Below are 17,595 nucleotides of genomic sequence, written 5' to 3'. Positions count from 1 at the left end.
GTCCGTGGCACTGTCGTCGGGGCGACGTAGGCTGGCCGTCGTGACCCGAAGTGCCACCGAGACCGACCTCGGACGTACCCGGCGGGCCCGGCGGATCGGCCGGGTGCTGACCGAGACCCACCCCGACGCGCACTGTGAGCTCAACCACGGCAACCCGCTGGAGTTGGCCGTCGCCACCATCCTGTCGGCCCAGTGCACAGACAAGAAGGTCAACGAGGTCACCCCGAAGCTTTTCGCCCGCTACCCGAGCGCGGCCGACTACGCCGGGGCGGACCGGGCCGAGATGGAAGAGCTGATCCGGCCCACCGGGTTCTACCGCAACAAGACCAACTCCCTGATCCAACTCGGTCAGGCCCTGGTCGAGCGCCACGAGGGTCAGGTGCCCGGCCGGTTGGCCGACCTGGTGACCCTGCCCGGGATCGGCCGCAAGACCGCCAACGTCATCCTCGGCAACGCCTTCGGGGTGCCCGGCATCACGGTCGACACCCACTTCCAGCGGCTGGTGCAGCGCTGGGGGCTCACCTCGGAGACCGACCCGGTCAAGATCGAGCACGCGATCGGGGCGATGTTCCCGAAGCGCGACTGGACCATGCTGTCGCACCGGATCATCTTCCACGGCCGGCGGGTCTGCCACGCCCGCAAGCCGGCCTGCGGGGCCTGCACCCTGGCGAAGCTCTGCCCGTCGTACGGCACCGGGCCGACCGAGCCGGCCGCTGCGGCGAAGCTACTCAAGGGGCCCCGGGCCCGTGACCTGGCGGTGGCCGCCGGGATCGATCCGCAACTGGTGCCGGTGCAGGCCGTCCAGGCGGAGGCCCCATGATCCGCCGACTCGCCCTGCTAGCCCTGCCGCTGCTGTTGGTCGCCACCACGGCCTGCACGGCCGACACCGAGGCACCCGCGCCCAGTCGACCGGATCAGGCCGCCGGCCGACCCTCCCCGTTCGCCGACTGCGCCGCCCTGACCAGCCCGCCGAACGGTGCGACCGGGGACCCGGCGGTCGGCGAGACCGGCGGCAGCCGGCTACCCGAACTCTCCCTGACCTGCTTCACCGGGGGCGCCCCGGTGGCCCTGCGGGAGGTACGCGGCCCAGCCGTGATCAACATCTGGGCCTCCTGGTGCCCGCCCTGCCGCAAGGAACTGCCCGCCCTCCAACGGCTCAGCGAACGCGCCGAAGGGCAGCTCCAGGTGATCGGGGTGAACACCCAGGACAGCCGCACCGCCGCCCAGGCCATCGGCGAGGACTTCGGGGTACGGTTCCCGATGCTCGTCGACCAGGGGCAGGCGATGCAGCGGGCGCTGCGCCGAAACGCCTTCCCGGTGACGGTGTTCCTGGCCGCCGACGGGCAGATCCGGCACATCGACACCTCGGGTGCCCTGGACGACGCCAGCCTCACCACGCTCGTCCAGCAGCACCTCGACATCACGGTCGGAGCGTGATCGGAGGTGACGGGATGACTCATCGAGTGGAGACGGCCGACACCCGGCACTCCCCGGCCTGGCTGCAACCCCTGCTGGTCCGCCTGGGCACCGCCCGCACCGAGGACTTCACCCAGCTGCGCACCCCGGAGCAGGGGGCCCGGGAGAGCGCCGTACTGGTGCTGCTCGGCGAAGCCGAGACCGGCCCGGACGTGCTGGTCCTGCAACGGTCCGCGACCCTGCGTAACCACGCCGGTCAGCCGGCCTTTCCCGGCGGGGCCGCCGACCCGGAGGACGCCGACGCGGCGGCGACCGCCCTGCGGGAGGCCAACGAGGAGGTCGGGCTCGACACCAGCAGTGTGACCCTGCTGACCGAGCTGCCCCGGCTGTGGATTCCGGTCAGCGACTTCGTGGTCACCCCGGTGCTCGCCTGGTGGCACGCGCCGCACCCGGTGCACGCCCGGGAGCCGGCCGAGGTGGCCCATGTGGCGCGGCTGCCCATCGCCGAGCTGGTGGACCCGGACAATCGGATGCGGGTACGCCATTCGAGCGGCTGGATCGGCCCGGCCTTCTCGGTACGCGGAATGCTGGTCTGGGGATTCACCGCCGGGGTGCTCTCCGCTCTGCTGGACATGGGTGGGTGGAGTCGACCCTGGCCACAGGACCGGGTCGTCGAACTGCCGCCGATGGGGCAGACCCCGGCGCCGTCGGCCGGAACGGATCAGGCCGACGAGAGTGCGATGCGCTGATCAAGCGGTCACCTTCCGCTAGTGATCAGCCTTCCGCGAGCTGTCGGCCCGTACGCTTGACCCGTGTCGGCCGTGGATCTCGTCCTGCTCATGCTCATGCTCGTGTTCGCGATCAGCGGATACCGACAGGGGTTCGTCATCGGGGTGCTGTCGTTCTCCGGGTTCTTCCTGGGTGCCCTGATCGGGCTCCAGATCGGGCCGATGTTCGCCCAGCAGTTCGTCGACGGCGGCACCCGGGTTCTGGTCTCACTCGTCGCCATCTTCGGGTTGGCCGTGGTCGGTCAGGCCCTGGCCGGCTGGTTGGGGTCACACCTGCGCCGCACGATCAACAGTGATGTGGGTCGGCGGATCGACGACATCGGCGGCGCCTTCGTCTCGCTCTTCGCCGTGCTCCTGGTCGCCTGGCTGGTCGCGGTGCCGCTGGGCTCCTCCTCCCTGCCCTGGCTGGCCGCCTCGGTACGCAGCAGCGCCCTGCTCAACGTGGTCGACCGGGTGTTGCCCGACCAGGCACAGCAGTTGTCGACCGCCTTGCGCGACACGGTCGACACCAACGGGTTCCCGGACGTCTTCGACGGGCTGCGGCGTACCCAGGCCCGGCAGGTCGAGCCCCCGGACCCGGCGCTGGCCGGCTCGGAGGTGGTGGCCAGCGGCCAGCGTTCCGTGGTCAAGGTGCTGGGGTCCGCCCCCAGTTGCTCCCGCCGGATAGAGGGCTCCGGTTTCGTGTACGCCAAGGACCGGGTGATGACCAACGCGCATGTGGTGGCCGGTACCCGTTCGGTGGCGGTGGAGCTGCGGGGCGACCGGTACGAGGGGGAGGTCGTCGTCTACGACCCGAACCGGGACCTGGCCGTGCTGTACGTGCCCGGGCTGCCCGGCCCCTCCCTGCGGTTCGCCGCCGGCAACGCCTCCACCGGGGCGGACGCCATCGTGCTCGGCTTCCCGCTGGACGGCCCCTACAACGCCCAGTCGGCGCGGGTCCGGGACGTCGACCGGATCACCGGGCCGGACATCTACTCCTCCGGCAGTGTGACCCGCGAGATCTACACCATCCGGGCGCTGGTGCGCAGCGGCAACTCCGGCGGCCCCCTGGTCTCCTCGAACGGCCTGGTCCTGGGGGTGATCTTCGCTGCGGCGGCGGACGATCCGAACACCGGCTTCGCGGTGACCGCCGCCGAGGCCCGCCCGGTGGCCCTGGAAGGAGCGCAGCGCACCCGGGGGGTGAACACCGGGGAGTGCACCTGACGGTCAGGAATGTGGTGGCGAGGCTGATCGGGGCCACACCCCCAGGGCAGTGGCGGTGCCGATGATCACCGCCAAGCCGAGCAGCCATCCGGCCAGCACGTCACTGGTCCAGTGCACCCCCAGCGCGATCCGGCTGAACCCGGTGACCAGGGCGAGCAGCAGGGCAGCCAGCCAGATCGCGGCCTGCGTCAGGGGCCCGGCCCGGGTCACCGGCTGACCGGTTCGGGTCGAGGTGGGGGGTCTGGGCAGGAAGACCACCACGAGGACCCCGGCGGCGAGCATCGCGTTCAGGGCGTGCCCGGAGGGGAATGCCAGCCCGGGGGCCTCCGCCACGGGGTCCGGCAGCACCGGTCGGTCCCGGCCCACCAGCAGCTTCAGCAACGGCCCGAGCAGACCCCCGACCACCATGGTGGTGAGGACCCAGACCGCGAGGCGCCTGGCGCCCCGGCTGACCAGCCACAGCACCAGGAACAACGCCGCCGCCCGCAGGGGCCAGGGGGCGAAGAGGTCCGTGCACACCCGCATCACCCGTACCCACAGCGGGTGGACGACGGCGTACCCGTGCAGGGTCTCGGTCACGGTCACATCGAGCCGCCGCAACGGGGACCAGCCACCCAGCACCAGCCCGGCCAGCAGGGTGAAGGGCAGCAGGGGCAGCAGGGTGAGGGCGGGGACAGGGCTGCGGGGGGTGGGGGTGACCGCGGGCAGGCTGTGCTCCCGCCATGACACCCGCCGATCGCTGCCCACGGCGATGTTGTACCCCCGAGCGGGCAGGCGTACCGGGGATTCGGGCAGATTGGGTCAGCGGTGTGACTGCCGGTACCGGCGCACCATGAGTAGGGCCCCGGTGAGCAGGGCCAGGAGGATGGCCGAGCCCACCCAGAGCCGTTCCGAGCCGGTCTCGGCCTGCACCCCGGCCGCCCGGGCCCGCCAGCGGGTCTCCTGCTGCGGGCCGGTGAAGCCGAGTTGGTCGGCCTCCGGGGTGGCCGTCGGGACGAGGCCCGGCGCCGGGCCGAACCCGGTGACCCCCGGGGTCTCGTTGTCGTCCAAGGGGTTGTGTTCCACCAGGGGCACCTCCGCGGTCAGCGCCGCGATCGGGTCCACCAGGCCGTAGCCGAACCGGTCGTCGCGGCCGGTGGGGCCGATGTCCTTGGCGGTGACCAGCAGCCGGTTCACCACGTCACCGGCGGACATCTGCGGATAGCGGGCCCGCACCAGGGCGGCCGTGGCGGCGACCAGGGGTGCCGCGAAGCTGGTGCCCTGCACCCGCCAGTAGCCGCCGGGCGGGCGGGCGCCGACGAGACCACTGGCAGGGGCGGTCAGCACGGTGGCCCGGCCGGTGATCGCGCCACTCCACAGGTTGTCGCTGGACCGCTCCAGACCGGAGACCGCGATCACCCCGGGCTCGCGCGCCGGATACCACACCTTCGAGTCCGGTGAGGTGGCCAGATTCCCGGTACACGCGACCACCACGACGTCCCGGGCGAAGGCATAGTCGATCGCGGCGGCCAAGGCCGGGCTGTCTCCGCTGCCCCCCAGGGACAGGTTGATCACCTGGGCGCCGTTGTCGACCGCCCACCGCACCCCCTGGGCGACGATCAGCGCGTCGTCGTAGCGGTTCTCCTCGTCCAAGACCCGCACGGGCAGGATCCGGGCGTCCGGGGCCAGCCCCACCACACCCTGACGGTCCTCGTTGCGCCCGGCGATCAGGCCGGCAACGGTGGTGCCGTGCCCCACCGGATCCGGCTCGGCCGACCCGTCCGGCGAGACCAGGTCGATGCCGGGCAGCACCCGCCCGACCAGATCGGGATGGGAACCGTCCACCCCGGAATCGATCACGGCCACGGTCACCCCTCGGCCGGTAGAGGTCCGCCAGGCAACCTGTGCGCCGAGCCTGTCCAACTGCCACTGCTCGTCGCGGATCTGGTCGGGACGGTCGGTCACGTCGCCGGGCGCGAACGCCACCGCCGCGGCCAGGACCGGGTTGACCGGCACGGCAGCGGCCGGCACCGCCGCGACGACCACCGACACGGTGGCGGCCGTCATCGTGAGCAGTGCCCGGCTGGTCAGGCGTCGGGGCACCCTGGCACCCCTGAGCCGCACCCTGGTCACATTCTCAGCCGTTCGGTCGCAGCAGACATGACGATCGGAGATTACCGCTTCCGTCCCGCTTGCAAAGACGTTCGCGAGACTCGACGTCACTGTGGTGGCAGGTACGCCAACTGCACCAGGCGTACCCCCTCCCGTCGGGTGAACAGTCGGCCGCGTCCGGGCGGTAGCGGACCGGGTCGTACCGGGCCCACCAGGGCCCCCTCGTCCGGGCTGCCGGACATCACCAGGCCCGAGGTGGACAGTTCACGTAGCCGCTGGACGACCGGCTCGTACTGGGCCCGGCCGGCCCCGCCGCTACGGCGTACCAGCACCAGGTGCAGCCCCACGTCCCGGGCGTGCGGCAGATGCTCCTCAAGTGACCGCAGCGGGTTCGCCGGGCCGCTGGCCACCAGGTCGTAGTCGTCGACCAGCACGAACAGTTCCGGGCCGGACCACCAGGACCGCTCGCGCAACTGGGCCGCGTTGACCTCGGGGCCGGGGATGCGGCCCTGCAGGTAGCCCGCGGCAGACTCCATCAGGTCGGTGGTGTGCGCGGCCGTGGTGCCATACCCGATCAGGTGTGGTTCCTCGACCGCGCCGAGCAGGCTGCGCCGGTAGTCGACCAGGATCACCCGGGCCTGCTCCGGAGTGAACCGGGTGACGATCGTGGTGGCCAGGGCACGCAGGAAGGAGGACTTGCCGGACTCCGCGTCGCCGTAGACCACGAAGTGCGGTTCGGTGGCGAAGTCGAGTACGACCGGGCGCAGGTCCGCCTCGGCGATCCCGATCGGAATCCGCAGCCCGGTGGTGGTCTGGAGGTCCAGGTCCGGGTAGGGCAGCACCGCGGGCAGCAGCCGCACCCGGGGCGCGGTCGGCCCGGTCCAGGCTCCGCTGATCTGTTTGACCAGGGTGGCCGAATCCGCCTCGGTGGACTGGGGCAGGGCGGTGAGGAAGTGCAGACCGGCGGCGGTGATGCCCCGCCCCGGCGTCTGCTCTGGCACGTCCGCCGCGGCCCGCCGGGCGACCAGGGAGTCGGAGGGGTCACCCAGGCGCAACTCCAACCGGGAGCCGAACAGGTCCCGGATCGCGGGGCGGAAATCCAACCAACGCACCGCGGTCGCCACGACGTGCAGACCGTACGACAGACCACGGGTGGCCAGGTCGGTGATCAGGGGTTCCAGGTCGTCGTACTCGCCGCGCAGGGTCGCCCAGCCGTCGACGACCAGGAAGACCTCCCCGAAGGGATCGTCCTGCGGGGTCCCGGTGGTCAGGTGGGCGGCGCGTCGCCGCCGCCAGGCGCTGATCGACTCGATGCCGGACTCCGCGAAGGCCCGCTCCCGGTCGGCCAGCAGGGTGGCCATCTCGCCCACCGTCCGGCGTACCCCGGTCGGGTCGGCCCGGCCGACCACCCCACCGACATGCGGCAGGTCGCGTACCGCCGCCAACCCGCCGCCGCCGAAGTCCAGGCAGTAGACCTGCACCTCGGCCGGGGTGTGGGTGAGCGCCAGGGCACAGATCAGGGTACGCAGGGCGGTGGACTTGCCGCTCTGGGTGCCGCCGACCACGGCCACATGGCCGGCCGCCCCGTCCAGGGACAGCCAGAACAGGTCCCGGCGCTGCTCGTACGGCTTGTCGACCACGGCCACCGGCACCTGGAGGGCACCGTGCAACTCCGGATTGCCGAAGGTCAGGCCCCGCACGGGGTCGACCGTCAGCGGCCCGACCAGCTCGTCCAGGGTGGGGGCGCCCTCCAGCGGGGGCAGCCACACCTGGTGGGCCGGCGGCCCCTGCCCGGCCAGCCGGCCGATCAGCAGGTCGAGCAGGGTCTGCCCGGTCTCCTCCTCCGGCTCGGCGGTGATGGCCGGGGTGGGGGCCGGGGCGGCGGGGGTGAAATGGGTGGAGAAGGCGAGCAGCCGGGGCCGGTCCGGGCCGGCCGTCGAAGCCGAGACCCCCCGCCTACGCACCGGCCCGGAGACGTATGCGGCCTTGAAGCGCAGCAGCGGCTCGGTGCCGAACCGCAGGTACCCGTGCCCGGGGGAGCGGGGCAGTTCGTGGGCGTCCGGCACCCCCAGCACGGTGCGCGACTCCAGCGAGGAGAAGGTACGCAGACCGATCCGGTACGACAGGTGGGTGTCCAGCCCGCGCAGTCGCCCCTCCTCCAGGCGCTGGCTGGCCAGCAGCAGGTGCACCCCCAGGGACCGCCCCAACCGGCCGATCTGGACGAAGAGGTCGATGAAGTCGGGCTTGGCGGAGAGCAGTTCGGAGAACTCGTCACAGATCAACAGCAGGGAGGGCAGGGGGGCCAGCGGACTGCCGGCCGCCCGGGCCCGCTCGTAGTCGCGCAGGCTGGCGAAGTTGCCGGCCCGGCGCAGCAACTCCTGTCGGCGGACCAGTTCCCCGTTGATCGCGTCGACCATGCGGTCGACCAGCGGCAGGGCGTCCGCCAGGTTGGTGATCACCGCTGCGGTGTGCGGCAGCCGGTCGAAGGAGGCGAAGGTGGCCCCGCCCTTGAAGTCCACGAGTACGAAGTTGAGCTGCTCGGAGGAGTGGGTGGCGGCCAGCCCGAGCACCAGGGTACGCAGCAGTTCGGACTTGCCGGAGCCGGTGGCGCCGATGAGCAGCCCGTGCGGGCCCATGCCGTCCTGCGCCGACTCCTTCAGGTCCAGCTCGATCGCGCCGCCGTCGACCCCGACCCCGATCGGCACCCGCAGCCGCCCGCGTGCCGACCGGGAAGCCCAGCCCTGCTCGGCGGTGAAGCCGGTCGGGTCACCCAGGCCCAGCAGCTCCGGCAGGCCCGGTTCGACACCGGGGGCCGCCTCCGTACCGCCGGTGGCGGTGGCCAGCCGCAGCGGTGCCAGCCGACGGGCCACCGCCTCGGCCTCGGCGACGCTCAGGGCGTCCGGGGTGCCGACCTCGGCGGCCTGGTCGATCGAGTGGGAGTGCAGCCGCCCTTCGTGCAGCTCCAGCAGGAGGGTGAACCGATCGAGCAGTCGAGGTGGTGGGGTGTCCAGATCGATCAGGGTGACCCCGTCGATGCCGCCGTCGCCGGCCAGTTCGGTGGCCCCGGTCAGGTCTCCGCCGTCCAGCACGACCACCAGGTGGGGCCCGTCCGTGGTGGGCCCGGCCGGACTGAACCGGGGGCGGTTGACCAGCACCTCGTCGAGCAGCCGCTCCAACTCCACGGCCGAGCTGGTGACCAGGCGTACCGGGCCCAGGGCGTCGCTGCGGGTCGGGTGCCGGGCGTGCGGCAGCCACTTGGTCCACTCCCAGTGGCTGCGGCGCTCCGGCCCGGCGCAGACGGCGATGAGCAGCTCGTCCGGGGCGTGGAACACCGCCAGTTGGGTGAGCATCGCCCGGACCAGGGCCTGGGCGGACGGCGAACCGGTGGGGGTGGACGGCAGGCCCCGGACGAACACCCGGGCGAAACTGCGCAGGGACAGCGCCACCGGCAGGTCCGGCACCACGGAGTACGCGTCGAGGAACCGGCGCAGCGCGCCGGCGGTCATCGGCTCCAGCTCCTCCAACGGGCGGGTCACCGGCGGGACCAGGGGGGTGGCCAGGGTCTGCGGCCCGACCGCGACCCGCACCACGGCGAAGTCCGCGTCGGTGGGCCGGCGCTCCCACACCCGATGGCTGTCCACGGTCGACCAGAGCAGGGCCGGGTCCGGGTGCCGGTAACAGAGCCCGGCCCGCTGACTCGTCGCGGCCTGCCGCACCTGTCGCCGCAGGGTGGCCAGGTGTCGCAGGTACTCCCGCCGGGCCGCCATCATCTCGGACTTCCTGGGGCTACCCGAGGCGCTGCCCCAGGAGGTGACCAGCATGGCCAGGGAGGAGAGCCCGAACATGGCCCCCACCACGTACGAGTAGGCCCCGCCGCCCCGGCCGAACATCATCGCCATGGCCACCGTGCCGCCCAGCATCGGCAGCACCATCAGCATCTGGTGCCACCGCCCACCGGTGACCGCAGGGATCTCCGGTGGCGCCTCGACCGGCAGCTCACCCACCGGGATCTGCGGTGCCGGACGCCGGGGTGGCCGCCGGATGACGACAGTGGACACTCGACCTCCTGACCGCGCTCGGTAACCCGAAGCTGGCTCATCGTAGGTAAAGTCCTCCCGATCGCGCAGCCGTCACCCCGCTGAAAATGGAGGTCGGTCGATGACAGTCGGGCTGACCCGGATCACCGTCAGCACCGCACAGCGCCGGGTCGACGTGGCCCTGCCGGAACACGTCCCCCTGGCCGACCTGCTGCCGGAGGTGCTGCGACACGCCGGGGACGGGCTGGCCGACGACGGGGAACGCCACGGCGGATGGCTGCTGCGGCGGGCCGACGGCAGCGCGCTGACCGCCGGGCAGGCCCTGCTGGCCCAGGGCGTCCGCGACGGTGAGCTGCTGCACCTGGTGCCGGCCAGCACCCAGTGGCCGGAACTGGAGTACGACGACGTCGTGGAAGCGATCGCCGAGGGTGCCCGCCGTCGCGGTGGCGCCTGGTCGCCCGAGGCCACCCGGGCCGCCGCCCTGGGCGGGGCGGCTGTCCCGCTAGCCGTCGGGCTGCTCGCCCTCCTGGCCGGCGGCCCACGACAGCCGGCCGGTTGGCTGGCGGCGACCCTGCTGGCGACCCTGCTGCTGTTGGCGGGCACGGTGCTGTCCCGGGCTCAGGGAGACGGCCCCGCCGGGGCCACCCTGGGTGGGTACGCCCTGCCCTTCGCGGCGGCGGCCGGTGCCCTGGCCGTCGGCTCGGGCGACCCGGTCGGCCCGTTTCGCCCGCTGCCCTGGATCGGTGCCCCGGAACTGCTGGCCGCCTCGGTGACCCTGCTGTTGGCCTCGGTGCTGGGGCTGGTCGGGGTGGCCACCCGGTTACGGATCTTCGTGGCCGGGGTGGTGCTCGGTGCGGTCGGGACACCGGTCGCCCTGGCTGGCCTGTGGCTGACCCCGGCCGGAGCCGCGGCCGTGCTGCTCTGCGTGCTGGCCTTCGGGATCGGGGCCATCCCGCTGCTGGCCATCCGGCTGGGCAAGGTTCCGTTGCCGCCGATCACCCTGCCCACCGGCGCCCCGAACGACCCGGACCGGGTCCGGGACCTGCCCGACCGCAGCCGGGTGTACGCGGCGGTGGCGCGCACCGAGGAGATGCTCACCGGTCTGCTGATCGGGCACGCTCTGCTGGCGGCGACCGCCGCGCTGGTGCTCAGCGGTTCCGGCACGGCCGGTCGGCTGCTCGTCGCGGTGAGCGCGGCCGTGCTGCTGCTGCGGGCCCGACTGTTCGTGGCGGTACGCCACCGAGTGCCGCCCGTGCTCGCCGGGCTGGCCGGGTACCTGCTGCTCGGCCTGGATCTGGCCGGCACGGCGGGGCGGAACGGTCAACTGGTCCTGGCCGCCGCCGGGCTGCTGATCGCCCTGCTGGTCGTGGCCGGTGGCACCACGTACGCCCGCCGCCCGGTCTCCCCGTACCTGGGTCGGCTGGCCGACCTCAGCGACACCCTGCTGGTGGTCTCCGTGGTGCCGATCACCTGCGCCGTGCTCGGCCTCTACGAACAAGCCCGGGGACTGCTCGGCTAGAGCGGTCCCCGGGCTGTGCGAAAGCCGTGGGTCAGTGCGCGGACTCGCCGCTCTCGGCGGCCTTCTGGGCCCGCCGGTACGAGGCCCGGATCTCGGCCTCGGCCTCGGTACGCCCCACCCAGGTCGCACCCTCGACCGACTTGCCCGGCTCCAGGTCCTTGTACACCTCGAAGAAGTGCTGGATCTCCAGGCGGTCGAACTCGCCGAGGTGGTGGATGTCGCGCAGGTGCTCCTGCCGCGGGTCCTCGTAGGGCACGCAGAGGACCTTGTCGTCGCCGCCCTTTTCGTCCGTCATCCGGAACATGCCGATGGTGCGGCAGCGGATGAGGCAGCCCGGGAAGGTGGGCTCGGGCACCAGCACCAGGGCGTCCAGCGGGTCGCCGTCCTCGCCCAGGGTGCCCTCGATGAAGCCGTAGTCGGCCGGGTACTGGGTGGAGGTGAAGAGGGTGCGGTCCAGCCTGATCCGGCCGGTCACGTGGTCCACCTCGTACTTGTTGCGGTGACCTTTCGGGATCTCAACCGTGACGTCGAAATCCATCTGCACGCTCCTCGTTCGCCCACGCTGGCTTGACGGAACCGGCGGCAGCACCCCCGGACAGGCGAATACCTGCCCATCGACTCCGACCGCCGCATAGTCTTCGGACCGAAGTAGTGTCACCCAGGCCGGGTTACGGGTGTGGAGGAGGGGGTCGTGGGGAGGGAAGATTCACACTATCGACCCGAGGGCGCGGGTGAGGGTGATTCCGCCCCGCCGACTCCGAAACCAGCTACCGGCCGGGTGCCGGTGCCCGAGGCGCAGATTCTCCGACCCCAGGCGGCCCCTGACGCCCCGGCTGAGCGGGAGCGGGCGGAACAGACCCAGCCCCTGACGGTCGGCGCGGGCACTTCTACGCCGGCCGGTCCACCCCCGTCGAATCCCACCGGCGGCGGTGGGTCGCCCGATCCCGTCGGCGTACCCCCCGAGCAGCCCCGACCGGCGCGGCGCCGGCTGCCCATCCTGCTGGCCGCCGTGCTGGTCCTGGTGCTGGCCCTGGTGGGGCTGGTCGTGGTGCGTCCCGGTCCGATCGAGGGGTGGTTGGCCGACGAGCCGACCGCCGCCGAGACCCTGCCGGTGGAGCCGTCGCCGAACGCCGTGCTGGCGGCCACTGACATCGGCGCGCCGCTGCCGGACGCCGGCCGGCTGCGGACCGTGCTGGCCCCGCTGATCGCCGACCCCGCCCTGGGCGGCCGGGTCCACGTGTCGGTGACGGACGCCCTGACCGGGCAGCAGTTGTTCGAGCGCGGTGGCGGTACGGGGACCGTGCCGGCCTCGGTGACGAAGCTGCTGACCGCGGTGACCGTACTCACCGCCCGCGGCCCCGGGTACCGGATCCCGACGAAGGTCGTCGCGGGCGCCGAACCGGGAGAGGTGGTGCTCGTCGGCGGCGGCGACCCCACCCTGGCGGCCGGTGCCAAGGGCTTCTATCCCGGCGCGGCCAGCCTGAAGGACCTGGCCGAGCAGGTGCGGACCGCGCTGGGCGGCACCGCGCCGACCCGGGTGCTGGTCGACTCCTCGCTCTATTCCGGTCCACGGCTGGAGCCGGGTTGGGACGAGGACATCCCGACCGGCGGATACGGCGCCCAGATGACGGCGTTGATGCTCGACGGGGCGCGTAAGGATCCGAAGGCCGGCGAGGGCTGGGCCGAGCGGGTAACCCAGCCGGAACTCGTCGCCGGGCGGACCTTCGCCCGGCTGCTGGGGGTGCCGGAGAGCGCGGTGCGCAGCGGCACCGCCCCGGCCGCGCCGCCGGAGACGACCGGGGCCACCGAGGCGACCGGGGCCACCGGCCCGGGTGCCGAGCTGGGGGTGGTGCACTCCCCGCCCCTGATCCGGCTGGTCGACATCATGATCAGCGACAGTGACAACATCCTCGGCGAGGCGCTGGCCCGCCAGGTGGCCCTGGCCCGAGGGCTTCCGGCGTCCTTCGCCGGAGCCGCCTCGGCGATGACCGAGGTGCTCGCCGACCTGGGCCTGCCGACCGAGGGGCTGGCCCTGGCCGACGGCAGCGGCCTGTCCCGGCGGAACCTGATCAGCCCCACCCTGCTGACCGAGCTGTTGGCGCTGGCGGCCAGCCCGGACCGCCCCGAGCTGGGCGGCATCTTCGGTGGACTCCCGGTCGGCGGCTGGTCCGGCACCCTGCGCGACCGGTACGGCTCGGTGCCCGGTACGGCCGCCGGGGCCGGGACGGTCCGGGCCAAGACCGGCACCCTGACCGGGGTGCACGCCATCGCCGGGGTGGTGACCACGGCCGAGGGCAGGCCGCTCACCTTCGCCGTACTCACCGATCGGGTTCCGGCCGACGGGATGGAACCGGCCCGGGGGGCCCTGGACCGGATCGCGGCCGCCCTGGCCACCTGCGGCTGCCGCTGACCGCCGTCGAGGGCGTGGACTGCTGTCCCGGCGCGGGTACGGTGGGTGGCATGGCGCAGTTCGTGGACTGGGATCTGGCCGTCGCGACCGCGGGGGCCCTGGGCAAGACCGGCCCCCGGGTGTCGTACGACGAGGCCACCGAGGTGGTCGCCGACCTGCGCCGGTTGACCGACGAAGCGGCCGGGCACGTGGCCGACTACACCGGGCTCACCTCGCAGGTGGCCCACCCGCCGGTGCGGGTGGTCGACCGGCGGGACTGGGCCGCCACCAACATCGCCGGCCTGCGTGAGGTGATCACCCCGCTGGTCGGTCGGCTGGCCCCGGAGAAGCAGCCCGGCGCGCTGACCGAGGCGGTCGGCTCCCGGGTCACCGGGGTGCAGGCGGGCACCGTGCTGGCGTACCTGTCCGGCCGGGTGCTCGGCCAGTACGAGGTCTTCTCGGCCGACCCGGGCCAGTTGCTGCTGGTCGCGCCGAACATCGTCGAGGTGGAGCGCAAGCTTCAGGCCGACCCCCGAGACTTCCGGCTCTGGGTCTGCCTGCACGAGGTGACCCACCGGACGCAGTTCACCGCGGTGCCGTGGATGCGGGGCTACTTCCTCGGCGAGGTGCAGGCCTTCGTGGACGCCTCGCAGGGCGGTGAGCACCTGCTCGACCGGCTGCGCCGGGGGGTGGGCACCCTGGCCGATGTGGTGCGCAACCCGCAGAGCCGCTCCAGTGTGCTGGACATCGTGCAGACCCCCGGGCAGCGGGCGGTGCTGGACCGGTTGACGGCGCTGATGACCCTGTTGGAGGGGCACGCCGAGTTCGTGATGGACGGGGTCGGCCCGCAGGTCATCCCGAGTGTCGAGCGGATCCGAGCCGGGTTCAACCGGCGCCGGGAGGCCGGCAACCCGGTGGAGAAGGCCGTCCGCCGGTTGATCGGCCTGGACGTCAAGATGCGGCAGTACGCCGAGGGCCGCACCTTCGTGCACGCGGTGGTCGAGCGGGTCGGCATGGCCGGCTTCAACCGGATCTTCGAGTCCCCGCTGACCCTGCCCCGGCTGACCGAACTGAGCGACCCGGCGGCCTGGGTGGCGCGGGTACACGGCCCGGTCGGGCCGGTGCCGCCGGCAGTCTGAGCGATGCCGATGGCCGCGATCTTTCCGCCGGTCGCCGCGATCCGGGTCGCGGTACGTCGCGCGTTGGCCGACCTGCCGGCGGAGGGACCGGTGCTGGTCGCCTGTTCCGGGGGCGCCGACTCGCTGGCCCTGGCCGCCGCCGCCGCGTTCGTGGCACCCCGGGTGGGGCATGTCGCCGGGCTGGTGACGGTGGACCACGGTCTGCAGACCGGGTCGGCCGAGCGGGCCCAGACGGTGGCCCGCTGGGCCGAACAGGCCGGTCTGTCGCCGGTGGAGGTGATCCGGGTGGAGGTCGCCGGCCGGGGCGGAGGGCCCGAGGCGGCCGCCCGTGAGGCCCGCTACCAGGCCCTCGTCGAGGTGGCCCGGCGTCATCGGGCCGCCGCCCTGCTCACCGGGCACACCCGTGACGACCAGGCCGAGACGGTGCTGCTGGCGCTGGCCAGGGGGGCGGGTCCCCGCGGGTTGGCGGGCATGCCGCCGCGCCGGGAGTTGGCCGGGGTGCCCCTGGTCCGGCCCCTGCTGGAGATCAGCCGTGGGCAGACCCGGTCGGCCTGCACGGCACTGCGCCTGACCCCGTGGGAGGACCCGCACAACGTCGACCCCGCGTACGCCCGATCCCGGGTGCGGGCCGAACTGGTGCCGGCGCTGGTCCAGGCACTGGGTCCCGGTGTGATCGACAACCTGGCCCGCACCGCGCGGCTGGTGGCGGCGGACAACGCCGTACTGGACGAGTTGGCCGGTGCGGCGCTGCTCTCCGCCCGGCATCCCGACGGCGGGCTGGCCGTCAAGACCCTGGTCGACCTGGCCGGGGCGGTACGCGGCCGGGTGCTGCGTACCTGGGCCCACGAGTTGGGGGCCTCGCCGGCCGCGCTGTCGCACCGGCACATCGCCGCCCTGGACGCCCTGGTCACCGGCTGGCGGGGCCAGGGGGCGGCCTACCTGCCCGGAGGACTGCGGGTGGTCCGCCGGGCCGACCGGCTGTTGCCGGTGCTCGGCTGAGCTCAACCGGCGGGGACCCGGTCGCGGAAGGTGACCCGGTAGGCGTTCGGGGTGGCACCCACCCGACGGGTGAAGTGGTGGCGCAGGGCGGCGGCGTTACCGAAGCCGGCCCGGTCGGCCACCTCGTCCACGGTCAGCCCGGTCTCCTCCAACAGTCGACGGGCCAGCAGGACCCGCTGGTTGGTCAGCCAGTCGTGTGGGGTGGTGCCGGTCTCGGCCCGGAACCGGCGGGCGAAGGTACGCGGCGCCATGCCGGCCCGGTCGGCCAGCTCGTCGACGGTCACCTGCCGGTCCAGCCGCCCGATCAGCCACTGCAACACCGGCTCCAGGGTGGAGGCCTGCGGCACCTTGGCGATCGGGGTCTCGACGTACTGGGACTGCCCGCCGTCGCGGTGCGGGGGTACGACCATCCGCCGGGCCAGCCGGGTGGCGGCGGCCGAGCCGTGCTCCTGGCGTACCAGATGCAGGCTGGCGTCGATGCCGGCGGCGGTGCCCGCGCTGGTGAGCAGCCGACCGTCCTGGACGTAGAGGGAGTTGCAGCGGACCCGGGCCTGCGGGTGTCGGCGTTGCAGCTCCTCGACGTGCCGCCAGTGGGTCGTGCACTCCCGGCCGTCCAGCAGACCCGCCTCACCCAGCAGGTACGCCCCCGTGCAGACGCTGAACAGGTACGCCCCTCGATCGGCGGCCCGGCGTAGCGCCTCGTGCACCTGCCGGGGCGCGGCGGTGTCGCAGTGGTGGGCGGGGACCGCCACCAGGTCCGCCCGCTCGATCGGGCCCAGGTCGGCGTTGGGCATCAGGTGGAAGCCGGCGGAGGTGCGCACGGTGGCGGCCTGCGGGCTGCACACCTCGAAGCGGTAGCCGGGCAGGCCGTCCGCGGTGCGGTCGGTGCCGAACACCTCCGCGAGTACCCCCAGCTCGAACGGGGCCACCCCATCCAGCACGAGTACGGCCACCGAACGCAGCATGTGACGAGGGTAACCGCGCTACTGGCGGAAAATCGAGGGGGAGTGGCATTCCTGCCACTGTCGGGCCGGTGAGCGGACGCGCAGACTCAGAGGTGCCCGGTGCGCACCCGGCGGCGAAAACACCACCAACCGCAGGAAAGTGAGCGCCGCCATGGAGTTCCTCTTCGTCCTGTTCCTCCTGTTCGTTCTCGCCGTGGCCTCGGCCGCCGGCCTGACCGCCGACAGCCGCGACTGCGCCGACTGGAAGCCCACCGATGGTGGTCGTCGATGGAGATCACGCACCAGCTGAGGCGATTGGCAGCTTCTGCCGGAAATCTGAGCGCGGGCCGTTCCACAAAGGGGCGGCCCCGCCGACGATCCACCCACGGCGTACGGCAGGCTAGGGTCATGGCTGACGGCTCCTGGTACGACGCCGACATCGACCACGTGATCATTTCCGAGGCGCAGATCCGCGAGAAGACCGCGGAACTGGCCAAGCAGGTCTCCGCGGACTACGCCCACGTCACCGACGGGCTGCTGCTCGTCTGCGTGCTCAAGGGTGCGGTCATGTTCATGGCCGACTTCGCCCGGGCGCTGGGCCGGGAGGGCCCGCCCGCGGAGTTGGACTTCATGGCCATCTCCTCGTACGGGCAGGGCACCACCTCCTCCGGGGTGGTGCGCATCCTCAAGGACCTGGACCGGGACATCGCCGGGCGGCACGTCGTCGTGGTCGAGGACATCGTCGACTCCGGGCTGACCCTCTCCTGGCTGCTGCGCTACCTGGAGTCCCGGTCGGCGGCCAGTGTCGAGGTGGTGGCGCTGTTCCGTAAGCCGGAGGCGGTCAAGGTGACCGTGCCGGTCAAGTACGTGGGCTTCGACATCCCGACCGCCTTCGTCGTCGGATACGGTCTCGACTTCGGGGAGCGCTACCGCGAGCTGCCCTACGTCGGTGTCCTCAAGCCGGAGGTGTACGCCCGCAGCTGACCGGCTGGCGGGCGATTCCGCCCGCCCTTCTCGGGTGACGTACAGCCGCCTTTCAGGTGCTCGGGCTACCGTTGAGCACGGTGGTG

15 protein-coding genes are annotated in these 17,595 nt (G+C 73.0%); 10 read left to right on the top strand and 5 right to left on the bottom strand.

Features of this window, described 5'->3' with window-relative positions:
- Positions 1–10: 10 nt before the first annotated feature.
- From nth to ABZ795_RS13825, 4 genes are all read left to right on the top strand, one after another.
- The gene (gene nth / locus ABZ795_RS13840) at positions 11–820 is read left to right on the top strand and encodes an endonuclease III (RefSeq protein ID WP_357530613.1); all 810 of its coding nucleotides are present in this window, start codon (positions 11–13) and stop codon (positions 818–820) included.
- Positions 817–1,437 (top strand): TlpA disulfide reductase family protein, encoded by a 621-nt coding sequence (locus tag ABZ795_RS13835; RefSeq protein WP_357530547.1) that lies wholly within the window; start codon positions 817–819, stop codon positions 1,435–1,437. The genes nth and ABZ795_RS13835 overlap by 4 nt, the downstream gene beginning before the upstream one ends.
- Positions 1,438–1,451: 14 nt before the next feature.
- Positions 1,452–2,165 (top strand): CoA pyrophosphatase, encoded by a 714-nt coding sequence (locus ABZ795_RS13830; RefSeq protein ID WP_357530546.1) that lies wholly within the window; start codon positions 1,452–1,454, stop codon positions 2,163–2,165.
- Between the two features lie 63 nt (positions 2,166–2,228).
- A complete protein-coding gene (locus tag ABZ795_RS13825) occupies positions 2,229–3,407 on the top strand; it encodes a MarP family serine protease (protein ID WP_327023744.1) in 1,179 nt (392 codons plus the stop codon).
- A 3-nt stretch (positions 3,408–3,410) separates the two neighbouring features.
- On the opposite strand, the gene ABZ795_RS13820 is transcribed toward ABZ795_RS13825, so the two are convergent.
- The 3 genes from ABZ795_RS13820 to eccCa all read right to left on the bottom strand — a co-directional run bounded on the left by ABZ795_RS13820 (position 3,411) and on the right by eccCa (position 9,556).
- A complete protein-coding gene (locus ABZ795_RS13820; RefSeq protein WP_357530612.1) occupies positions 3,411–4,115 on the bottom strand; it encodes a phosphatase PAP2 family protein in 705 nt (234 codons plus the stop codon).
- Between the two features lie 93 nt (positions 4,116–4,208).
- Positions 4,209–5,453: a type VII secretion-associated serine protease mycosin gene (gene mycP, locus ABZ795_RS13815; RefSeq protein WP_357530611.1), complete on the bottom strand. Its 1,245-nt coding sequence runs from the start codon at positions 5,451–5,453 to the stop codon at positions 4,209–4,211.
- A 152-nt stretch (positions 5,454–5,605) separates the two neighbouring features.
- Positions 5,606–9,556 carry a type VII secretion protein EccCa gene (gene eccCa / locus ABZ795_RS13810; RefSeq protein ID WP_357530545.1) on the bottom strand — a complete coding sequence of 1,317 codons (3,951 nt, stop codon included), beginning with the start codon at positions 9,554–9,556 and terminating at the stop codon, positions 5,606–5,608.
- Positions 9,557–9,656: 100 nt separating this feature from the next.
- Here eccCa and eccD point away from each other — a divergent pair, with 100 nt between their 5' ends.
- Positions 9,657–11,054, top strand: coding sequence for a type VII secretion integral membrane protein EccD (gene eccD / locus ABZ795_RS13805; RefSeq protein WP_357530544.1), 1,398 nt, complete (start codon positions 9,657–9,659; stop codon positions 11,052–11,054).
- 31 nt (positions 11,055–11,085) lie between these two features.
- Here eccD and ABZ795_RS13800 read toward each other — a convergent pair whose 3' ends face one another.
- A complete protein-coding gene (locus ABZ795_RS13800; protein WP_327023747.1) occupies positions 11,086–11,592 on the bottom strand; it encodes an inorganic diphosphatase in 507 nt (168 codons plus the stop codon).
- 450 nt (positions 11,593–12,042) lie between these two features.
- Here ABZ795_RS13800 and dacB point away from each other — a divergent pair, with 450 nt between their 5' ends.
- Genes dacB through tilS form a run of 3 tightly spaced genes read left to right on the top strand, consistent with a single transcriptional unit; the run spans position 12,043 to position 15,581 of the window.
- Positions 12,043–13,464: a D-alanyl-D-alanine carboxypeptidase/D-alanyl-D-alanine-endopeptidase gene (gene dacB / locus ABZ795_RS13795; protein WP_357530610.1), complete on the top strand. Its 1,422-nt coding sequence runs from the start codon at positions 12,043–12,045 to the stop codon at positions 13,462–13,464.
- A gap of 50 nt (positions 13,465–13,514) precedes the next feature.
- Entirely contained in the window at positions 13,515–14,582 is a 1,068-nt protein-coding gene (locus tag ABZ795_RS13790; RefSeq protein ID WP_357530543.1) for a zinc-dependent metalloprotease, read from the top strand.
- A gap of 9 nt (positions 14,583–14,591) precedes the next feature.
- On the top strand, positions 14,592–15,581 hold the full coding sequence (gene tilS / locus ABZ795_RS13785) for a tRNA lysidine(34) synthetase TilS (protein ID WP_357530542.1): 990 nt from the start codon (positions 14,592–14,594) through the stop codon (positions 15,579–15,581).
- A gap of 2 nt (positions 15,582–15,583) precedes the next feature.
- On the opposite strand, the gene ABZ795_RS13780 is transcribed toward tilS, so the two are convergent.
- On the bottom strand, positions 15,584–16,546 hold the full coding sequence (locus ABZ795_RS13780; RefSeq protein WP_357530541.1) for a helix-turn-helix domain-containing protein: 963 nt from the start codon (positions 16,544–16,546) through the stop codon (positions 15,584–15,586).
- A gap of 151 nt (positions 16,547–16,697) precedes the next feature.
- Between ABZ795_RS13780 and ABZ795_RS13775 the strand changes: the two genes are divergently transcribed.
- Together ABZ795_RS13775 and hpt are read left to right on the top strand one after the other, a co-directional pair.
- Positions 16,698–16,835: a hypothetical protein gene (locus ABZ795_RS13775; protein ID WP_357530540.1), complete on the top strand. Its 138-nt coding sequence runs from the start codon at positions 16,698–16,700 to the stop codon at positions 16,833–16,835.
- A 98-nt stretch (positions 16,836–16,933) separates the two neighbouring features.
- Positions 16,934–17,509, top strand: coding sequence for a hypoxanthine phosphoribosyltransferase (hpt, locus tag ABZ795_RS13770; protein ID WP_327023752.1), 576 nt, complete (start codon positions 16,934–16,936; stop codon positions 17,507–17,509).
- Positions 17,510–17,595: the final 86 nt, after the last annotated feature.

The organism is Micromonospora sp. NPDC047134 (assembly GCF_040643455.1).
Taxonomy (GTDB): domain Bacteria; phylum Actinomycetota; class Actinomycetes; order Mycobacteriales; family Micromonosporaceae; genus Micromonospora.
This window is presented reverse-complemented; position numbering and strand designations above follow the sequence as displayed.

What these genes read in the sequence shown, in the direction of transcription:
- ABZ795_RS13780 (WP_357530541.1), bottom strand. Translation starts at nt 16,546, where the DNA reads ATGCTGCGTTCGGTGGCCGTACTCGTGCTGGATGGGGTGGCCCCGTTC.
- ABZ795_RS13835 (WP_357530547.1), top strand. Translation starts at nt 817, where the DNA reads ATGATCCGCCGACTCGCCCTGCTAGCCCTGCCGCTGCTGTTGGTCGCC.
- eccD (WP_357530544.1), top strand. Translation starts at nt 9,657, where the DNA reads ATGACAGTCGGGCTGACCCGGATCACCGTCAGCACCGCACAGCGCCGG.
- mycP (WP_357530611.1), bottom strand. Translation starts at nt 5,453, where the DNA reads ATGACGGCCGCCACCGTGTCGGTGGTCGTCGCGGCGGTGCCGGCCGCT.
- ABZ795_RS13800 (WP_327023747.1), bottom strand. Translation starts at nt 11,592, where the DNA reads ATGGATTTCGACGTCACGGTTGAGATCCCGAAAGGTCACCGCAACAAG.
- hpt (WP_327023752.1), top strand. Translation starts at nt 16,934, where the DNA reads ATGGCTGACGGCTCCTGGTACGACGCCGACATCGACCACGTGATCATT.
- tilS (WP_357530542.1), top strand. Translation starts at nt 14,592, where the DNA reads ATGGCCGCGATCTTTCCGCCGGTCGCCGCGATCCGGGTCGCGGTACGT.
- ABZ795_RS13775 (WP_357530540.1), top strand. Translation starts at nt 16,698, where the DNA reads ATGGAGTTCCTCTTCGTCCTGTTCCTCCTGTTCGTTCTCGCCGTGGCC.
- ABZ795_RS13790 (WP_357530543.1), top strand. Translation starts at nt 13,515, where the DNA reads ATGGCGCAGTTCGTGGACTGGGATCTGGCCGTCGCGACCGCGGGGGCC.
- ABZ795_RS13830 (WP_357530546.1), top strand. Translation starts at nt 1,452, where the DNA reads ATGACTCATCGAGTGGAGACGGCCGACACCCGGCACTCCCCGGCCTGG.